This window comes from Arcicella rigui, assembly GCF_034929435.1.
Classification (GTDB): domain Bacteria; phylum Bacteroidota; class Bacteroidia; order Cytophagales; family Spirosomataceae; genus Arcicella; species Arcicella rigui.
In genome coordinates this window covers 88,641-108,303 of sequence record NZ_JAYFUM010000015.1, presented here as the reverse complement: position 1 = coordinate 108,303, position 19,663 = coordinate 88,641, and the positions used below count along the sequence as shown (strand labels likewise).

Sequence of the window (19,663 nt, the reverse complement as noted above, 5' to 3'; positions counted from 1 at the left end):
AATAATATGTTTAATAAATTCATTAAGAGGCCAGTATTAGCCATCATATTATCGCTCGTTATTATTTTTATGGGCGTACTGGCAATTAAGACACTGCCAACTTCGCAGTTTCCCTCAATTGCTCCTCCGATGGTAATGGTTTCTGCATCTTATCCGGGTGCAAGTGCCAAATCACTGGCAGAATCAGTGATTATTCCTTTGGAACAATCAATCAACGGTGCTTGGGGTATGAAATACATGACCTCAGATGCTACCAGTGCGGGTGAAGCCAATATCCAAATTGTATTCAACTTGGGAACTGACCCCGACGAAGCCTTAGTACAGGTTTCAAACCGTGTACAACAAGTCACAAACAAACTTCCGACATTAGTACAAAGAGAAGGGGTAGTAATTACTCCGATTATGCCAAGTATGTTGATGTACGTTAATTTGTTCAGTAAGGACAAAAACGCCAACATGAAGTTTCTTTTTAACTATGCAGGGATTAACATGATTCCTGAATTACAGAGGATTAGTGGTGTAGGTCAAGCAAAAATCTTGGGTAGCCGCCAGTACGCTATGCGTGTGTGGTTGAACCCCGACCGTATGCGTGCTTATAAGATTTCGCCCGATGAAGTAATGGAAGCCCTCAACGACCAAAGTGTGATTGGTAAAGCTGGACGTATAGGTAGGGGCGACGGTAGCCGTTCGGAGGCTTTAGAGTATGTTTTGGCGTATTCAGATAGATTTAGTAAACCCGAAGAATACGAAAATGTAATCATCAGAGCGAATCCAAACGGTGAGATTCTTCGCTTAAAAGATGTGGCAGAAGTAAAATTAGGTAGTGAATATTATGATATTTATTCTAACCTAAACGGACATCCATCGGCAGCGATTGTCTTGAAACAAACTTATGGTAGTAATGCCAGTGAGGTAATCGGCAAAGTAAAAGCACAATTGGAGCAGTTGAAAAAATCTTTCCCTCCGGGAATGGATTATGAAATTAGTTACGACGTTTCTAACTTCCTTGATGCTTCAACCGAAAACGTAATTCATACTTTACGAGATGCCTTTATTTTGGTGGCATTGGTAGTGTTTGTCTTTTTGGGTGACTGGCGTTCAACGCTGATTCCTACGATTGCCGTGCCTGTTTCTTTGATTGGTGCATTTATGTTTATGCAACTTTTCGGGCTGACAATCAACATGATTACGCTTTTTGCCCTTGTGTTAGCGATTGGTATTGTGGTCGATGATGCTATCGTCGTCGTCGAGGCCGTCCATGCCAAGATGGAAGAAGAACATCTGTCGCCCTACAATGCCGTAAGAAAAGTAATTGGAGAAATCAGCGGTGCGGTCATTGCCATTACTTTATTGATGACAGCCGTATTCGTTCCAGTAGCTTTTATGACTGGACCAGTAGGGATTTTCTATCGACAATTTGCGATTACGATGGCAACCTCAATCGTGATTTCAGGTTTCGTTGCACTTACGCTTACGCCAGTACTTTGTGCCATGATTTTGAAAAATAATCATGGAAAACCAAGAAAGAAAACGTGGTTAAATAGAGCTTTGGATAGTTTCAACAGCGGTTTTGAAAAACTGACGGGTAAGTACGTAGGTTTGTTGAGATTAATCGTAAATCGTAGAGTACTTACGTTTGGTATATTAATTGCTTTCAGTTGTGGAATTTTGGGTATTACTAATATTTTACCTTCGGGCTTTATTCCTTCAGAAGACCAAGGGATGATTTACGCCATTATTCAAACACCTCCGGGGTCAACCTTGGAACGAACCAATGATATTTCTGGAAAACTCCAAGAAATTATTCAGCAAGTAGAAGGGGTACAATCGGTTTCTTCAATCGCTGGTTATGAGGTACTTACAGAAGGTAGAGGTTCAAACGCTGGTACTTGTTTGATTAACCTTAAACCGTGGGATGAACGTAAACATTCTGTAAACGAAATCATTTATGAATTGGAAGAAAAAGCCAAAGAAATACCGGGAGCAACCATTGAATTCTTCGACCCGCCAGCAGTGCCGGGTTATGGTGCAGCAGGTGGTTTTGCCTTACAATTGTTAGATAAAACCAACTCTGGTGACTATAAACAATTGGAAAGAGTAAAAAATGATTTCATGAAAGAACTGGGAAAACGTAAAGAGCTAACAGGTTTATTTACTTTCTTTAGTGCCAATTATCCACAGTATGAAATCGAAATAGATAACCAATTGGCAATGCAAAAAGGTGTTTCTATCGGAAATGCGATGAATACTTTGTCGATTTTTATTGGTAGTACTTACGAACTCGGTTTTATTAAATTCCAACGTTTCTTTAAAGTATTCGTGCAGTCTGCACCAGAATACAGAAGACTTCCGACGGATATTTTAAAACTGTATGTGAAAAATAATCGTGATGAAATGGTGCCGTTTTCTGCCTTTATGAAAATCAAAAAAGTACAAGGTGCAAACGAAATCAACCACTACAATATGTATAATACAGCCGCCATCAGAGGTGCTCCTGCGAAAGGATACAGTAGTGGTGAAGCGATTAAAGTGATTCAAGAAGTAGCCAAAGAAACCTTACCACAAGGCTTTGATATTGACTGGGCGGCACTTTCAAAAGACGAAACACTTCGTGGCAATGAAGCCATTTACATTTTCTTAATCGTAGTAGTGTTTGTGTATTTTGTATTGTCGGCACAGTACGAAAGTTTCTTGATTCCACTGTCGGTAATTTTCTCACTTCCTGCTGGTATTTTTGGTTCGTTTTTGTTACTCAAATTGATGGGCTTGGCAAACGATATTTATGCACAAGTAGGGCTTGTGATGTTGGTAGGTTTGCTGGGTAAAAATGCGGTTTTGATTGTAGAATTTGCTATGATGAAACACAAGCAAGGTTTTACAGTAATGGAAGCGGCTATCGAAGGAGCAAAAGTACGTTTCCGTCCGATTTTAATGACATCTTTTGCCTTCATCGCAGGTTTGATTCCGCTGATTCTGGCACATGGTGCTGGGGCAATTGGTAACCATACCATCGGAGCATCGGCACTTGGTGGTATGCTTTTCGGAACAGTTTTCGGTGTAATTATCGTGCCGGGCTTGTACTACATTTTTGGTACTTTGGCCGACGGTCGTAAGCTGATTAAAAACGAAGATGAAGATTCATTATCAGAAGACTTTGTTCATTCAATTGATAGTTTCCCTCAACCCGAAGAAGAATAATGAAAACACAAAATAAAAAATTCACCATTCAATGCTTAGGCTTTTTGTTCTTTGCATTATCGTTTTCGGCTTGTGTCGTTCCTGTAAGCATTGTTGAAAAAAAGGCTAATAAAAATACTCCTGAACGTTTTAATAACGTTCAGGACTCTACCAACACAGCCAAAACTGTTTGGAAGAATTATTTTACAGACCCTTATTTATTAGCTTTGATTGACACCGCTTTGCATAACAATCAGGAATTAAATATCACTTTACAGGAAATCAACATTGCTCAAAACGAAATCAGAGCCAGAAAAGGAGAGTACTTACCTTTTGTAAATCTTGGTGGAGGAGCTGGGGTTGACAAAACTTCCAGATATACCAGTCAAGGAGCAAGTGATGAGATTTCTGAAATAAAACCGGGTAAACCAACGCCAACCATCTTACCGAATACATATTTCGGAGCTTTTGCCAGTTGGGAAGTCGATATTTGGCACAAACTCCGTAATGCTCGTAAAGTAGCCGTTACGAATTATTTGTCATCTATTGAAGGCAAAAATTTCTTAGTAACCAATTTGGTAGCAGAAATTGCCAATTCTTATTATGAATTAATGGCTTTGGATAATCAGTTGGAAATCATCCAAAAAAACATTGAAATTCTTAATAATGCTTTGGTAATCATCAAATTAGAAAAAGAAGCAGCAAAAGTAAGCGAATTGGCTGTACGTAGGTTTGAGGCAGAAGTATTCAAAACTAAAAGTATGCAATACAAAATTCAGCAGAGAATTGTAGAAACTGAAAACCGTATTAATTTTTTAGTCGGAAGATTTCCACAACCAGTTCAACGAGATTCACAGCATTTCAACGAGCTAACTCCTACTAAAATTTATGCTGGTCTTCCTTCACAATTGCTTGAAAATCGTCCAGACATCAAGCAGGCTGAATTGAAATTAGAAGCAAGTAAATTGAATGTAAGTGTAGCAAAAGCGAATTTTTATCCATCATTGGGTCTTTCGGCTTCTTTGGGCTTTCGCTCGTACAATCCTTTGTACTTAGCCAATCTTCCACAGTCGCTCATGTCATCTTTGGCAGGTGATATTGCGGGGCCGCTGATTAATAAAAATGCAATTATTGCTACGTATAAAAATGCTAATTCAAAGCAAATTCAAGCTGTTTATGAATTTGAGCGAACTATTTTGAATGCCTACATAGAAGTAAACAACCAGTTGTCGAACATTGATAACTTGTCGAAAAATTACAATATGAAAAACAATCAAGTAGAGGCTCTTACTCAATCTACGGCTATTTCTTTGAAATTATTCAAATCAGCACGAGCAGACTACATGGAAGTTTTACTAACACAACGTGATGTGTTGGAGTCGAGAATGGAGCTGATAGAAACTAAAATGCAACAAATGAATGCTTTGGTAAATACTTATCGAGCACTCGGTGGAGGTTGGAATTAAGCAAGAACCATTATTTTAAGTAGTGATTGGTAAATAGTAACTGTTGATTAAATTGTATTCGTTACTTAAAGCCAAAAAATCCGTAAGAGTACTTTGTTATTCTTACGGATTTTGTTTTATGTAAAGCTCTGATTAGTAGATATATGAAATACTAATTACTACTTAATATTTAAAATTTACGAATTAATATTACTGCTACGATTAATAAAATAGCTCCAATAATTTTGCCCAAAGAAATAGGTTTTACGGGTAAATCAAACAAACCAAAATGGTCTAAAACCATAGAAATTGCCATTTGTCCCGCCACGATTAGCCCAAAAGTAAAAGCAACGCCCAATCTTGGAATTAGCATAACAACAGTACTTACATAAAAAGCACCCAGTACCCCAGCAAGCCAAACATACCACGGAGCATTTTGTGCATAAGTAAGTTGTTTGAGTGGAATGCGAGCAACAACAGCATAAATTCCAAGAGTAATCAAACCTGTAAGGAACGATAAAAAAGCGGCTAAAATAGGGCTTTCTACCAGCTTTGTCATTTTGCCATTCAAGCCTGCTTGTGTAGGAAATACAACACCACAAAGAAAAGCCAAGAAGATAAAGAAGTATTGCATCATAAATTTTGCGATTGTTTCGGGGTCTTCTGATAAAATGATAATTCTCCTCTCTTAGTTCAATCTGTTGTCTTTGTGATGAACAATGCCTATTTTTAAAGAAAAACAAGCAACAATGAAATCAACTTCCAACAAAACTGAAATACTTGCAGGCATTAGTTCTTTTTTAGCTACGATGTACATCATCATTGTAAATCCTTCTATCCTTTCTCAGGCAGGAATGCCTTTCAATGCCGTACTTACTGCTACGGTTTTGCTTTCATTCTTTTGTAGTTTGATGATGGGTTTATATGCCAAAAACCCAATTATTGTAGCTCCGGGCATGGGAATGAATGCTTTTTTTGCCTTTACAGCCGTAAAAGGCATGGGGATTTCCTATCAAGTAGCTTTGGGGGCGGTGTTTTGGGCAGGTGTTTTTTTCTTGCTTTTGTCTGTTTTCAACTTGCGTACTTATATCGTAAAAGCTATTCCAAAACCACTTCGTTTTGCTATTTCTGCTGGAATCGGGCTATTTATTAGTTTGATTGGCTTTGAAAATGCCCATTTTATCGTTTCAAATCCTGCTACTTTGGTCAGTATTGCTAATTTTCATAATCCGATTGTTATTACTTTTTTAATTGGTTTATTGCTGACTGCCGTTTTGGTAGTTCGAGAAGTAAAAGGAGCAATTATCATCGGTATCGTTATTACTACTTTATTGGCAATTCCGATTGGAAGAATATGGGGAGACGCTTCTGCCGTAAATTTTGGACAAAAAACTTTAGTCAATTGGAACGGACTCATCGCTTCGCCCGATTTTAGTTTACTTTTTCAATTAGACATTGTAGGCTCATTCAAATTTGCTTTATTTCCTATCATTTTTGCTTTTGTATTTACTGATATGTTTGATAGCCTTTCAACTTTTGTGGGCTTGGCAGAAGCCGCTTACTTGTACGACGAAAACGGCGAACCAAGAAATATCAGACAATCTTTACTAACAGACGCAGTGGCAACTTTGTTAGGTGGAGTACTGGGTACAAGTCCTGGCACATCTTATATAGAATCTGCCGTAGGGATAGAGCAAGGCGGACGCAGAGGCTTAACTGCCATCACAGCAGGGGTTTTGTTTTTACCTTTTATGTTTTTATCGCCATTATTATCGGTTATTCCTTCTATTGCCACTGCACCTGCTTTGGTATTGGTTGGCGTATTTATGATGAAACCGATTACCAAAATCAATTGGGCGAAAATGGATGATGCTATTCCTGCTTTCTTGGCTTTAGTACTAATTCCATTTTCTTACTCCATCACACAAGGCATCATCTGGGGCTTTCTTTCTTGGACAATCATCAAAGTATTTGTAGGCAAACCCAAAGAAGTATCAACCGCACTTTGGGTAATAGATGCCTTTGCGGTTTTGTCATTAATTATAAGTTAGCCATCAGCGATGAGCTATCAGCTTTGAGATAAAAGAGTAAACTTTTACGCCAAATTCATATTGATTAAATTACAGATGGCATGACTTGGAGTCATACCATCTGTAATCATTTGAAGAATACATTTTCAAATCAACATACTTTCAAATTTTCAAATTACTTCTCATGAAAAAAATATTCTTCTTTCTCTTTCTCAGTTTCCAAATTCAAGCTCAAAAGCCTTTGACGGCTATTTTAGGAGCGTTTAGTCAAGAAGTAAAATTATTAGAAGATTCTCTCGCTAATAAAAAAGAAGTAAACCTAAAAGGTATCCGTTTCCTTACGGGCGAATTGCGTGGGCGTTCTGTAGTAGTTGCTTTAACAGGCGTTGGCAAAGTAAATGCCGCCATGACGACCAGTATTTTATTGATGAAATGGAATCCTGAGCAATTGATTTTTACAGGAATTGCAGGAGGCATTCATCCAGATTTACAGCCGGGCGATATTGTGATTGCGAAAGCTACTTTTGAACATGATTTTGGTAGAATAGATTCTACGGGGTTTACTTTGCGTCCTACTCGCAACCCCGGATACATTGATGTAAATCCGATTTATTTTCCAGCAGATGAAGTTTTATTGAAAAAAGCCCAGACGATTGCCAATAAAACACATTATAAAATTGTTGGAGATAGAAACTTAAAAGTAATGACTGGCACAATTGCTACGGGCGATGTTTTTGTCAATTCTAACCAGAAAGTAGAAGAACTACGAACCAAGTACGGTGCAGACGCTACCGAAATGGAAGGTGCAGCGGTGGCTCAGGTATGTTATCAACAAAAAATTCCTTGTTTGGTGATAAGAAGTATCAGCGACAATGCGAATGCAAAAGCTCATTTAGATATGAAAACTTTTGAATATGTGGCGGCTTATAATTCTGCGAGCTTGGTTTTAGGTATTTTGGGAAATCTGTAAAAGTTAATGATTGTTAAGAGAAAGACTTTTTTGCTTGAAAAAAGCGTTATTTTTTTTTAGACTTTAGAGACAAGAAGCAAGACTTGAGACTTGAAGACTTTAGGACTGGAGGATTTTGGTTTTAGAGTTAAGATGCAAGATACAAGAAGAAAGACTTTGGACTTTGGGACTTGAAGACTTTAGGACTGGAGGATTTTCGGGATTTTGGTTTTAGAGTCAAGATGCAAGATACAAGAAGAAAGACTTTTGGCTATGTGACTTTACGACTTTAGGACTGGAGGATTTTCGGGATTTTGGTTTTAGAGTCAAGATGCAAGATACAAGAAGAAAGACTTTGACTTGGGGACTCGAAGACTTTAGGACTGGAGGATTTTACGGGATTTTGGTTTTAGAGAAAGGATTCAAGACAAATACTTTAGGATTTTAAAAATACAAAAAGCTCAAAGCTCATAACTCAAAGCTAATAGCTAAATGCTCACAGCTAATAATATGAATTCAAAAACACTCAGAATATTCGTTGCTTTATCGGTACTATTGTTAAGTGGCGTAATCGTTATCCAATATTATTGGTTTCGTCAGGCTTATGATTTACAGGACAAAGATTTTGACCGCCGTACTACCAGTGCTTTAAGAATGGTAAGTAAGCGGATTTTGGATTTTAATAAAAATCCCAATAACAAACTCTTGAAGCCTGTGCGGAGGATTACGTCAAATTATTATACTGTACAAATTAATGATACCATCAATCACCAAATTTTAGAGGAGTTTTTAAAGCAAGAGTTCGCTCACAACGATATTCGTCTCAATTTTGAATTTGGTGTTTATGATTGTTTAAAAGATCATATCAATTATACTTCTTTCGTTTGTTTTTCAGAAAATTGTAATCGTACAGATTCTACAAGGATTTACCATTTTCCCGATTTAGATATTCATAATTATTATTTTGGGGTTCACTTTCCAGATAAAAAACTGTTTTTGTTGAGCGACCTCGACAATTGGTTTGTGTCGTCGGCAATACTTTTAGTGGTAATGGCGTTTTTTGTGTATGCTTTGATGGTGATTTTTAAGCAAAAAAGACTTTCTGAAATTCAGAATGACTTTATCAACAATATGACGCATGAGTTTAAAACGCCCATTTCTACGATTTCTATTTCCAGTGAAGTATTGATGAAACCAGAAATTGTAAATACTCCCGAACGGCTTTTGAGTTATGCTACCATTATTAGAAAAGAAGCTGCAAGACTGAAAAAAAATGTAGATACCGTTTTGCAAACGGCTAATATTTCTCAGAAAATAGATAAACTCAATTTTGAAAAAGTAGATATACACGAATTGATAGAAGATTTAGCCATCAGTTGTGAACCCTCTTTTAAAGAAAAAAATGGAGACTTGTCTTTGCTTTTAGAAGCCACAAATCCAATCATTCAAGCCGACCGCCTACATTTTACCAATATCATTCATAACCTTATCGACAATGGTTTGAAGTACTGCAAACGTTCGCCAATGATTGAAATAAGTACCAAAAATGTAGGACGAAATTTAGTGATTTGTATCAAAGACAACGGAATTGGTATTTCTGAAAGAGACCAAAAGCAAGTTTTCAACAAATTTTTTAGAGTACACACAGGAAATGTCCATGATGTAAAAGGTTTCGGACTCGGACTTTATTATGTAAAAGAAATGGTAGAAGGACACAAGGGGAGCATAGAATTGAAGAGTAAAATAGAGCAAGGTTGCGAATTTCGTTTGATAATTCCACAGTAATATAAGAATAAACACTCATAATCTTCGTATAGTACTTTTTGCTTAGTCAGTAATACTAAAAAATATTAAAATTTTTCAAAAGAATGATTTTTTTAGAACAATTTATAACTATTTTTATATATAATATAATTACATTTATCTAATCATAAGCATCACTCAAGAGCGGAACGTTTGTTTTTATTTCTAAAAGTTACAGCTATAATAACGGAATATTAACAAATCCCTTAAAACTCCAAATATTGAATTTTGAAAAATAAACTTATGAAATTTTAAATTCTTAGGATATTACAATAAATCTGAAATAGATACGTAAAAAATCTTTTAATATTTATGTTATACTTTTTTACTTTTTATTTTGGAATTTTACATGGATTTATTAGTTTTGTCCAAAATTAAAAGGTCAAAAAATCCAATTACCCAAATTACGATGCAAAATGGAAGATTATAATAAGATAATAGAATCTCTCGGCGTGAAGTTTATCAAGTCACGCAACATTAGAATATTACAACCTATCCGTATCAAAAACTTTTACGATGTAGAAAATACACTCTTGATTTTGTACAACGGTGAGGTTTCATTTGGAGAAGAGGCTGTTCATGCAGAGGTTGGAGATATGCTATTTATCCCCGGTGGTAAAATGCTTTCGATTACTTACGGTAATGCCGATAAACCAAAAGCGATTTCAAACGAAGAATTTATGACTCATCGTGAGTCTTACTTTGAATATAATTTAGATCCTTCAAGAATTGGTCAGATTGAAAACTCTTTCGGAATGGTCGCATTCGAAGCAAAAGTTTTTGATTCTGTAAACTTTTTTACGTCTTTAGATATTCCTCCGTTTTTAATTAAAAGAGACGACAAGCTCGCTCACATGTTAGCGGAGATTTTGAAAGAAGACATGACGGATGTTCTTGGTAAAGGCCGTGTCATCAAAATTAAAACGGAAGAAATTGTTATCGAAATTATTCGTTACATCATCAAAAACCGTTTATTCGTTGAACAGTTAGCAACCAACAGTACTTATTTCAAAGACCCACGTTTAATTGACATTTTTGCTTATATCAAAGATAATATCGGTGGCGACTTATCAAATAAAGTATTGGCAAACGTTGCCAACGTTTCTGAAGATTATGTAGGTCAGTACTTCAAGATGTTGACAGGTATCAATCCACAAGATTATATCGAGTACCAAAGAATGGAGGCTGCCGTAGGTTTGTTGAGAACTTCTAAAAAATCCATTCGTGCCATTGGTGCTGATGTAGGTTATAAAGATACTGCTTACTTCTGTCGTCGTTTCAAAATGATGTTTGGTATTCCAGCAGGAAAAATGAGACGCAGAGAGTCGTTGATGAACTTGTAATTAGTAGCTGTTAGCCTTGAGCCATTAGCTTCGAGATTATGTTTTAAAAAATTGTTTTGATATTAAAAAAGCCACTGAATTTCAGTGGCTTTTTTAATTTTTACTTTAACGTCATAAAGACAAAAGATAAAAGACTTGAGATTTTGTAAAATTAAAAATCTCATAGCTGATTGCTCATGGCAGACAGCTTACTTATAGAATTTCAGCTTTACAACTTCTCTTTCTGTTAAGAAACGCCAAGTACCTCTTGGTAAGTCTTTTTTGGTTAAACCTGCGAAGGTCGTTCTGTCAAGTTTTAATACTTCATAACCTAAAGATTCAAAAATACGTCTAACAATTCTATTTCTTCCAGAGTGAATTTTGATACCAACTACCATAGCGTCAGGAGTAACAATGCCTAATTCATCAGCTTTGATTTCGCCATCTTCTAAAGTAATACCCCCTTTGATTTGCTCGAAATGCTCTTCTGTCAGAGGTTTATCTAATTCAACTTGGTATAATTTCTCTACTTCATTTGAAGGGTGAGTCAATTTATCTGCCAACTCCCCGTCGTTTGTTAATAATAAAAGACCTGTCGTGTTTCTGTCCAAACGACCTACTGGGTAGATACGTTCTTCACAAGCATTTTTCACTAAATCCATTACTGTTTTACGGTCGTTCGGGTCTTCTGTGGTTGTGATAAAATCTTTCGGTTTGTTCACCAAAACATATACCATTTTCTCACGATTCAACTTTTTGCTACCGTACTTTACAATATCGCCTGGCTTTACTTGATAGCCCATTTCGGTTACTACCGTACCATTTACTTTAATTTCGCCAGCTTTGATTAAATCATCCGCTTCTCTACGAGAACAAACGCCTGAGTTCGCAATGTAGCGGTTCAAACGTACTTCAGAAGTAGATTTATGCTCAGATTTTTCAATCAATTTCTGAACTTTCTTTGGAGCGGTTTCTTTGTACTTGTCAAGCTTGTAGTTAGGTGTCCATTTATCAGACTGTTCTACTGGTCTATGAGCTTTGAAAAGGTTATCTCCTCCGAAATTTGCTTTGGACGAACCAAAGGTTTTTTCAGATTTATCGCCTCGACTTTTTTTTTCAAAACTTTCAACTCCCGGACGAGGTTTGTTAAAGTCGCCTTTATCAAATCTTTTGCCAACAGGTTTTCTTTTATCTACAAACTCTTTGCGTTCAAAAGCTGGTTTGTCACCTTGTGGTTTAAAATCACGACGTTCGCCTGAGTTAAATTCTCTTCTTTCACCTTGTGGTTTGAAATCACGACGTTCGCCTGAGTTAAATTCTCTTCTTTCGCCCTGTGGTTTGAAATCACGACGTTCGCCTGAATTAAATTCTCTTCTTTCGCCTTGTGGTTTGAAATCACGACGTTCGCCCGAATTAAATTCTCTTCTTTCACCTTGTGGTTTAAAATCACGACGTTCGCCCGAATTAAATTCTCTTCTTTCGCCTTGTGGTTTGAAGTCACGACGTTCGCCCGAGTTAAATTCTCTTCTTTCGCCTTGTGGTTTAAAATCACGACGTTCGCCTGAGTTGAATTCTCTTCTTTCGCCTTGTGGTTTAAAATCACGACGTTCGCCTGAGTTGAATTCTCTTCTTTCGCCTTGTGGTTTGAAGTCACGACGTTCGCCCGAGTTAAATTCTCTTCTTTCGCCTTGTGGTTTAAAATCACGACGTTCGCCTGAATTAAATTCTCTTCTTTCGCCCTGTGGTTTGAAATCACGACGTTCACCTGAGTTAAATTCTCTTCTTTCGCCTTGTGGTTTGAAGTCACGACGTTCACCTGAGTTAAATTCTCTTCTTTCGCCTTGTGGTTTAAAATCACGACGTTCGCCTGAGTTAAACTCTCTTCTTTCGCCTTGTGGTTTGAAATCACGACGTTCGCCTGAGTTGAATTCTCTTCTTTCACCTTGTGGTTTGAAATCACGACGTTCGCCTGAGTTAAACTCTCTTCTTTCGCCTTGTGGTTTGAAATCACGACGCTCACCTGCGTTAAACTCTCTTCTTTCGCCCTGTGGTCTGCGTTCTGCATCACCTCCGTAAGTCTTTCTTGTAGGCACTTCACGTCCTAATTCACGGCTTAACTCGTCTTTTCTTTCACGAGTTTGTTGTCTTCTCTCGAAGCCCAAATCTTCTTTTTCGATTCGCTTTCTCATTGTTAATTTTATCGACGGATACAGAAATTATCAGTTTTCCTTCCGTGGATGTCTTAGTTGAAATATTGCAACATCACTGCTGTAAAATAAAATATTTTAGTCTCTGAAAAAATCTTTAAAATAAAGGTGAAATAAAAATAAGTAATTCACTTTCAGAAACTTAAATATTGCCTTTTGATAAAAGGCTCGCAAAGGTACAATAAATTTTTATACTTTTGATACTTCTTAAAGTACAAATTTTTAAAGATTTTTTTTCTCTTTACTTTCACTCAATTTTAGGCTGTTCAAAGGCTTATGATTCAGTAAAAAAATCGTTTATTCAGATTTCTTTTAAAGTAATTTCAAGGTCATTATTAATGTTGTCTAAATTAAAATCTTTAGAGTACAATCATTTTACGCCAAAAGACGTTTATAAATTGGTTATATTTACCGTATTCTGAGTAAATTTCGTTCATTTTCCAACTTCATTATTTTAAATTAAACGTAGCCAAAACCTTTACTCAGATTTATCAAATTAATTCTCTCAAAAGAAAACTATGCAAAAATTTCGTCAACTTATAGCTCTTTTCGCTGCGATTATCTTGTTGAATAGTTGTAATTCAGCTTTACAATCGTTTAAAAAAGGACAGAAAAAATTTGACAATGGCGAGTACGAATTAGCCATTAAAGAATTTAAAAAAGCATCTGCTGCCAATTATGAATCTGGAAAGACCAATTATTTCATTGCCGAATCATATAGATTGTCTAATCGCTTAACTTTAGCAAGTGAGTTTTACGAAAAAGCATTAGCTTCTGGAAGTAAAGACACCGATTTGCGTTATCATTTGGGAATGGCTTTGAAAATGCAAGGCAAGTATCAAGAGGCTGCCCAAAATTTTGAAAAATATCTTTCTGGCGTACCAAGCAAGGTTTTCAAAGCCAAAGCACAAGCAGAAATCGACCAATTGGAAGAAGTAGAAGCTTTGGCAAATAAAAAAACTTTTATTGAATTAAAGCCTTTGAATATCAATTCTTCGGGGGCAGAGTTTGCTCCTATCATTCAAGGAAATGATTTGATTTTTACGGCTTCTCGCAAAGACATCGTTTATAAAAGTAATGGTTTGCCTTATTTAGGCTTGTATCGTGCTTCTTTGAATTCGCCAACCGAATTGGGAACGCCCAATCTTTTTAGTGCCAATGTTTTCAAAAATAATGTCAATGAAGGAACGCCTACTTTCTCGAAAGATGGAAAAACAATGGTTTTTGCCAGAGGAAACGCAGGAAAACGCTCAGACGATTCGCCAGATGTAGATTTGTATATTTCAAGAAATGTTGATGGCGTTTGGACAGAACCAGAAGTAATTTCGGTTTCAGATTCTTTGGCTTGGGATGGTTGCCCGTCATTTTCGGCAGATAATAAAACACTTTATTTTGGTTCGAACCGTGCAGGTGGAAAAGGCGGTATAGATTTGTATCGTGCCAATATCGACAAAGCAGGACGCTTCGGAAGAGCCATTAATTTAGGTTCGGAAATCAATACAGCAGGCGATGAAATGTTTCCTTATGTTTCTTCGGATGGCAAATTATACTTCTCTTCGGATGGTCATGCTGGTATTGGCGGTTTAGATTTATTTGTGGCTACTCGTAAAAATGGAGAAATTACGGTTGAGCATTTGGGAATTCCGCTCAACTCTCGTTTTGATGATTTTGGTTTAGTTGCCATTGATTCTACCAAAGGTTACTTTGCTTCAAACCGTGATTCTGGTAAAGGAGACGACGATATTTATTATTTTGAAAATACTCAACCAGATAAAAAGTACGACGTTCCGCCGATTTTAGCCAAAGAGAATCCTAATAAGAAAAAAATCGTTCGCTATTATTTGATTGGAAATGTAACAGACATGAACGACCAAGCTCTTGATTCTGTGAAAGTAGCCATCATCGACAATGCGAGTAATCAGGCAATAGACGAGCTTTATACAAAGGCTGGTAAATTTGGCAAAGTAAAATTAGAAGAAGACCAAAGCTATACTTTGGTGACGGAGAAAAAAGGTTATTTCACCAAACGTGAGCCTTTTACGATGGTCGGAAAATCTATTCCATTAGAAAAACTTACTAAAACAGAAACCGACACGATTTTCTATGCAAGTATCAAATTAGATAAACCAGAGGTTGGAAAAGAAATTACAAAACTCTTTCAAATAGCTCCAATTTATTACGATTTAGATAAAGCAAATATTAGAAGTGATGCTTCGCCAGAATTAGATAAAATCGTTCAGATTTTGAATGATAATCCTACTATTAAATTGGAGTTAGGCTCACATACCGACTCACGAGCTACCACAGAGTATAATGCGAAACTTTCGCAAAGAAGAGCCGATGCAGCCGTTGCTTACATTATTTCAAAAGGAATTTCGCCAGCGAGAATTATAGCCAAAGGTTATGGCGAAAGTCAATTGGTGAACAAATGTGCTGATGGCGTTCCATGTACCGAAGAAGAACATCAATTGAACCGTAGAACAGAATTTAAAGTAATTTCTGTAAACTAATTTTCAAATTAATATAGCTCCATAGAGGCTTTTGTAATACTTATTTATAAAGTACTGCAAAAGCCTCTATTTTTTTGTGTGCCGAAATGGGTAAATAAAGTCCTTATACTTCTTTATATTTTATTATCAATCTATTATTCATTTAGCAAAATGCCTTTAGAACAAACATTTCGTTGGTTTGGAACAAAAGACCCAGTTCCATTAGCCCATATTCGTCAAGCAGGAGCAACAGGAATCGTTACGGCTTTACACCATTTACCTAATGGCGTAATCTGGACGGTAGATGAAATCCAAAAACGTAAAGCAGAAGTAGAAGCAGCGGGCTTGACTTTATCAGTAATTGAAAGTGTACCTGTGCATGAAGACATCAAAAAACGTACAGGAAACTATCGTGAGTATATTGAAAATTATAAGCAATCATTAATCAATCTTGGAAAATGTGGCATTGATACCGTTTGCTATAATTTCATGCCTGTTTTAGATTGGACTCGTACCGACTTAGATGCTCCGATGGCAGATGGCTCAACGGCTTTGCGTTTTGATGCCACCGAGTTTGCGGCTTTTGAAATCTATATTTTAAAAAGACCAAATGCCGAAGCAAGTTATACAGCCCTTCAATTAGAAAAAGCCAAAGCTTGGTTTGAAAACTCTACCGAAGCACAGCGTGAAAAACTTACTCGTAATATTATCGCAGGTTTGCCGGGAAGCGAAGAAAGTTTTACCGTAGAAGAATTTTTAGTCGTTTTGGAAGGCTACAAAGAAGTAGGCGATAAAGAATTAAGAGAGAACCTTTATGAATTTCTAAGAGAAATCACGCCCGTAGCCGAAGAAGCGGGCATTAATTTAGCCATTCACCCCGACGACCCGCCGTATCCAATTTTAGGCTTACCAAGAGTAGTAAGTACAGAAGCTGATGCAAAACAAATTTTGGAAGCTTACGAAAGCCCTAACAATGGCTTGTGTTTCTGCACAGGTAGCTATGGCGTTCGTGAAGACAACGATTTGGTTGGCATGGTAGAAAGATTAGGAGATAGAATCAATTTTGTCCATTTAAGAGCAACCAAGCGTGATGCAGAAGGAAATTTCCACGAAGCAGACCACCTTGCTGGCGATGTGGATATGTACGGCGTAATGAAAGCTTTGGTAATCGAACAGCGTAAAAGAATCGAAGCTGGTAGAAATGATTACCGTTTACCATTCCGCCCCGACCACGGACACAGAATGTTAGATGACCTCAATCCAGAGAAGCGAACCAACCCGGGTTATACAGCAATTGGGCGTTTGAGAGGCTTGGCAGAGCTACGAGGCTTAGAATTAGGCATTGAACGTAGCTTAGATGTTAAATAAATTTAATTAAACCTTTTGTATCTCAGATACTTTGCGTAATTTTGCACCCCTGATTTTGAGGTAATTATACGAAATCCTTCAAGGTAAAAGTAAATTTTTCGGAGAATGATTAGCTAAGTGTTTAAAAATCAGATATGTGTATCTCTATTAAAACAACACAAAATGCCAACTATACAACAGTTAGTAAGAAATGGCAGGGAGCAAATGACTTGGAAGTCGAAATCTCCTGCTCTTGATTCTTGTCCGCAACGTCGTGGCGTGTGTACAAGGGTTTATACTACTACGCCTAAGAAGCCAAACTCGGCGATGCGTAAAGTAGCCCGTGTACGTTTAACAAACGGCAAAGAAGTAAACGCTTATATTCCAGGTGAAGGACACAACTTGCAAGAACACTCAATCGTATTGATTCGTGGTGGTCGTGTGAAAGACTTACCAGGGGTACGTTACCATATCATCCGTGGTGCATTAGATACTGCTGGTGTAAATGGTCGTCGTCAACGTCGTTCTAAATATGGTGCTAAACGTCCTAAACCAGGTCAAGTGGCAGCTCCAGTAAAAGGCGGAAAAGGCGGTAAGAAAAAATAATTTGATATTCGTTAATTGAGAAATTTGAAAGTATAACATTTTCAAATCATCAAATTTTCAAATCATCAAATTACAAAAACAGTCCAGTATGCTTTAGTTAAGGGCAGAAGATGGGCTAAACTTAAAATCTTAACAATCCAATGAGAAAGTCAAAACCAAAAAAGAGATACGTATTACCTGATCCTAAATTTAGGGATGTAATGGTAACCAAGTTTGTTAATAACTTGATGTACGACGGTAAAAAATCAACAGCATTTACAATTTTTTACGGTGCATTAGACAAAGTTGAAGAAAGAACCAAAGAGAAAAACGGTTTAGAGCTATTCAAAAAAGCATTAAACAACGTTATGCCATCGGTAGAAGTAAAAAGCCGTCGTGTAGGTGGTGCTACTTTCCAAGTTCCAACGGAAGTACGTGCAGACCGTAAGTTATCAGTAGGTATGAAATGGTTAATTCTTTATGCTCGTAAGCGTGGAGATAAAACTATGATCGACCGTCTTGCTAACGAAATCATGGCAGCAGCTAAAGGTGAAGGTGCAGCAGTGAAGAAGAAAGATGATACGCACCGTATGGCAGAAGCTAACAAAGCATTCTCTCACTTCAGATTCTAATTCAATTATTAACAACAACGAGATACACACAGCAAAAAAGCGAAAACCGAGAGGCTTTCGCTTTTTTGTTTTTATAGCTTGATACTTTAGAATACTATTCTTCTGAAACGGGAGGTTTGTCTTGGCTCAAAGTATTAGTACTTACTTGTGAAGGCTGATTTTTATTGACATTTACCCATTCATTGTTTTCTGAAGCAATGATACTTTCTATATTAGCAACAAATTTTTTAAACTTAGTACGTGTATTATAAGGTTCTGAATCTGTGAGATACAAGAATTTCTCTCTCTTCAAAGCTTCTTCTACTTTTCGGTAATTTACCCAGTGTTCTTGATAATTGTAAAGTGTATCAATACCGCTTAAAATGGAAATGATAACACCAATCAAACCGATAATTTCAGGAAAAGCAGGTACGTCGCTATACTTAACGACAAAGGGTAAAGATGCTGAAAGGATGATTACAATAACTTTAAATCTAAAGTACTTTTTTTTATTTTCAGTACTTTTTTTCTCAAAAAATGCTCTTTGGTCTTCCAAGCGTTGGTCGAAGTATTCTTGTTCTGTCATAACTAATTAGGGATTTTTAGATAATCCATAATATTAGAAATATCTTTTTGAAAGTACAAATTTCAATACAAATTCTAATCACTTTTTATTTGAGCATAAAAAAGCCTCTTTCCTGATACCAAGAAAGAGGCTTTTTTTGAATGATTTTGTTTATTTAAAAACACCTAAAGGATCTTCTTTTTTAACTAATAATTCTTGAAGAAAACCCATATCAATCATTGTTATATCTAAGGATCTACACTTATGAAAGTAAGTCCAAGCTTTGTCATAATGTTCTAATTCGTACTCAGCAATAGAGTATTTTAGCCAGCCATTTGCATTTGTTGAATCAATCGTCAGTGATTTTTCTAATAAAGCTAAAGCATCGTCAATGTCATCACAGTTCTTTTTTTCTTTAAAACAAGCAATCTGAACCGTAGCAACATCAATCATCAAGGTTGGGTTTTCAGGAGCTAAAACCAAACCTTTTCGTAATAACTTAGCAGATTCTTCGTAGTTCTTTTTCTGATAACTTACAGAACCTAAACCCCAGTAAGCCTCTACGTTGTTTGGGTCGAGAAGATAACATAAATTGAAACGATAAGTAGCCGTATCTAACAAGCCTTCACTCAAATATTCCCAACCTCTTTCAGCAAAGAATTTACTGGCTTCTGCACGGTCTTTGAAGTTTTGGTCACACTGACGGAAGAATTCTTTAGATTTAATTACTTCTTCATCTGCCGCTTTCTTATTACCAAAAAGAGCAATGTATTTCACATCTTGGCTGTCGGGCATAAGTTCCTTTTTCGCTATTGCTCGGTTGCTTGCCAAAGAAACAGTATTATCTTGAGCTAATAAAGATGAAATACTTGTCGAAAAAATAAGGATAACAATTAACTGTTTCATAATAGTGGTAATAATATACTCAAGAAAACGAAATGTCGTTTTGGATTATTGTCTTAAACTAAAACAAAGCAAAAAAATATTCTTGGCGTAATTATTTAGATTCTTGAATCCTAAATATGAAGAATTTATTCATAATATCAATCTTAAATTTATAATTTTTTTTATATTTTTTAAAAACATAATGACTTTTACTTATGTCAGCAGAAAAAAATATAGGTTTTTGGGAG

General features: G+C 36.5%; 14 protein-coding genes. 10 read left to right on the top strand and 4 right to left on the bottom strand.

The window, feature by feature from the left end:
* Positions 1 to 6: 6 nt before the first annotated feature.
* Both VB248_RS13500 and VB248_RS13495 read left to right on the top strand, forming a co-directional pair.
* A complete protein-coding gene (locus tag VB248_RS13500) occupies positions 7 to 3,198 on the top strand; it encodes an efflux RND transporter permease subunit (protein WP_323297315.1) in 3,192 nt (1,063 codons plus the stop codon).
* Positions 3,198 to 4,643: a TolC family protein gene (locus tag VB248_RS13495; protein WP_323297314.1), complete on the top strand. Its 1,446-nt coding sequence runs from the start codon at positions 3,198 to 3,200 to the stop codon at positions 4,641 to 4,643. Before VB248_RS13500 ends, VB248_RS13495 begins: the two co-directional genes overlap by 1 nt.
* A gap of 169 nt (positions 4,644 to 4,812) precedes the next feature.
* Here the strand turns inward: VB248_RS13495 and VB248_RS13490 are convergent, their stop codons facing one another.
* Entirely contained in the window at positions 4,813 to 5,259 is a 447-nt protein-coding gene (locus tag VB248_RS13490; protein ID WP_323297313.1) for a DMT family transporter, read from the bottom strand.
* 112 nt (positions 5,260 to 5,371) lie between these two features.
* Here VB248_RS13490 and VB248_RS13485 point away from each other — a divergent pair, with 112 nt between their 5' ends.
* From VB248_RS13485 to VB248_RS13470, 4 genes are all read left to right on the top strand, one after another.
* Positions 5,372 to 6,673: an NCS2 family permease gene (locus tag VB248_RS13485; RefSeq protein WP_323297312.1), complete on the top strand. Its 1,302-nt coding sequence runs from the start codon at positions 5,372 to 5,374 to the stop codon at positions 6,671 to 6,673.
* Positions 6,674 to 6,836: 163 nt separating this feature from the next.
* The gene (locus VB248_RS13480; RefSeq protein WP_323297311.1) at positions 6,837 to 7,622 is read left to right on the top strand and encodes a 5'-methylthioadenosine/adenosylhomocysteine nucleosidase; all 786 of its coding nucleotides are present in this window, start codon (positions 6,837 to 6,839) and stop codon (positions 7,620 to 7,622) included.
* A 489-nt stretch (positions 7,623 to 8,111) separates the two neighbouring features.
* Entirely contained in the window at positions 8,112 to 9,386 is a 1,275-nt protein-coding gene (locus VB248_RS13475; protein ID WP_323297310.1) for a sensor histidine kinase, read from the top strand.
* 434 nt (positions 9,387 to 9,820) lie between these two features.
* Complete coding sequence (locus tag VB248_RS13470) at positions 9,821 to 10,747, top strand: helix-turn-helix domain-containing protein (protein WP_323297309.1); 927 nt, start codon at positions 9,821 to 9,823, stop codon at positions 10,745 to 10,747.
* Between the two features lie 188 nt (positions 10,748 to 10,935).
* On the opposite strand, the gene VB248_RS13465 is transcribed toward VB248_RS13470, so the two are convergent.
* Positions 10,936 to 12,915 carry a pseudouridine synthase gene (locus tag VB248_RS13465; protein ID WP_323297308.1) on the bottom strand — a complete coding sequence of 660 codons (1,980 nt, stop codon included), beginning with the start codon at positions 12,913 to 12,915 and terminating at the stop codon, positions 10,936 to 10,938.
* Positions 12,916 to 13,451: 536 nt separating this feature from the next.
* Here VB248_RS13465 and VB248_RS13460 point away from each other — a divergent pair.
* From VB248_RS13460 to rpsG, 4 genes are all read left to right on the top strand, one after another.
* Positions 13,452 to 15,443, top strand: coding sequence for an OmpA family protein (locus VB248_RS13460; protein WP_323297307.1), 1,992 nt, complete (start codon positions 13,452 to 13,454; stop codon positions 15,441 to 15,443).
* 150 nt (positions 15,444 to 15,593) lie between these two features.
* A complete protein-coding gene (gene uxuA, locus VB248_RS13455) occupies positions 15,594 to 16,790 on the top strand; it encodes a mannonate dehydratase (RefSeq protein WP_323297306.1) in 1,197 nt (398 codons plus the stop codon).
* 162 nt (positions 16,791 to 16,952) lie between these two features.
* Entirely contained in the window at positions 16,953 to 17,375 is a 423-nt protein-coding gene (gene rpsL / locus VB248_RS13450) for a 30S ribosomal protein S12 (RefSeq protein ID WP_309921726.1), read from the top strand.
* 140 nt (positions 17,376 to 17,515) lie between these two features.
* A complete protein-coding gene (rpsG, locus tag VB248_RS13445) occupies positions 17,516 to 17,986 on the top strand; it encodes a 30S ribosomal protein S7 (protein ID WP_323297305.1) in 471 nt (156 codons plus the stop codon).
* Between the two features lie 94 nt (positions 17,987 to 18,080).
* Here the strand turns inward: rpsG and VB248_RS13440 are convergent, their stop codons facing one another.
* Together VB248_RS13440 and VB248_RS13435 are read right to left on the bottom strand one after the other, a co-directional pair.
* On the bottom strand, positions 18,081 to 18,551 hold the full coding sequence (locus VB248_RS13440; protein ID WP_323297304.1) for a DUF4231 domain-containing protein: 471 nt from the start codon (positions 18,549 to 18,551) through the stop codon (positions 18,081 to 18,083).
* 150 nt (positions 18,552 to 18,701) lie between these two features.
* Positions 18,702 to 19,436: a hypothetical protein gene (locus VB248_RS13435; RefSeq protein ID WP_323297303.1), complete on the bottom strand. Its 735-nt coding sequence runs from the start codon at positions 19,434 to 19,436 to the stop codon at positions 18,702 to 18,704.
* Positions 19,437 to 19,663 lie beyond the last annotated feature (227 nt).

Coding starts and splice junctions, on each gene's coding strand:
- VB248_RS13500 (WP_323297315.1), top strand. CDS start 7: ATGTTTAATAAATTCATTAAGAGGCCAGTATTAGCCATCATATTATCG.
- VB248_RS13495 (WP_323297314.1), top strand. CDS start 3,198: ATGAAAACACAAAATAAAAAATTCACCATTCAATGCTTAGGCTTTTTG.
- VB248_RS13490 (WP_323297313.1), bottom strand. CDS start 5,259: ATGATGCAATACTTCTTTATCTTCTTGGCTTTTCTTTGTGGTGTTGTA.
- VB248_RS13485 (WP_323297312.1), top strand. CDS start 5,372: ATGAAATCAACTTCCAACAAAACTGAAATACTTGCAGGCATTAGTTCT.
- VB248_RS13480 (WP_323297311.1), top strand. CDS start 6,837: ATGAAAAAAATATTCTTCTTTCTCTTTCTCAGTTTCCAAATTCAAGCT.
- VB248_RS13475 (WP_323297310.1), top strand. CDS start 8,112: ATGAATTCAAAAACACTCAGAATATTCGTTGCTTTATCGGTACTATTG.
- VB248_RS13470 (WP_323297309.1), top strand. CDS start 9,821: ATGGAAGATTATAATAAGATAATAGAATCTCTCGGCGTGAAGTTTATC.
- VB248_RS13465 (WP_323297308.1), bottom strand. CDS start 12,915: ATGAGAAAGCGAATCGAAAAAGAAGATTTGGGCTTCGAGAGAAGACAA.
- VB248_RS13460 (WP_323297307.1), top strand. CDS start 13,452: ATGCAAAAATTTCGTCAACTTATAGCTCTTTTCGCTGCGATTATCTTG.
- uxuA (WP_323297306.1), top strand. CDS start 15,594: ATGCCTTTAGAACAAACATTTCGTTGGTTTGGAACAAAAGACCCAGTT.
- rpsL (WP_309921726.1), top strand. CDS start 16,953: ATGCCAACTATACAACAGTTAGTAAGAAATGGCAGGGAGCAAATGACT.
- rpsG (WP_323297305.1), top strand. CDS start 17,516: ATGAGAAAGTCAAAACCAAAAAAGAGATACGTATTACCTGATCCTAAA.
- VB248_RS13440 (WP_323297304.1), bottom strand. CDS start 18,551: ATGACAGAACAAGAATACTTCGACCAACGCTTGGAAGACCAAAGAGCA.
- VB248_RS13435 (WP_323297303.1), bottom strand. CDS start 19,436: ATGAAACAGTTAATTGTTATCCTTATTTTTTCGACAAGTATTTCATCT.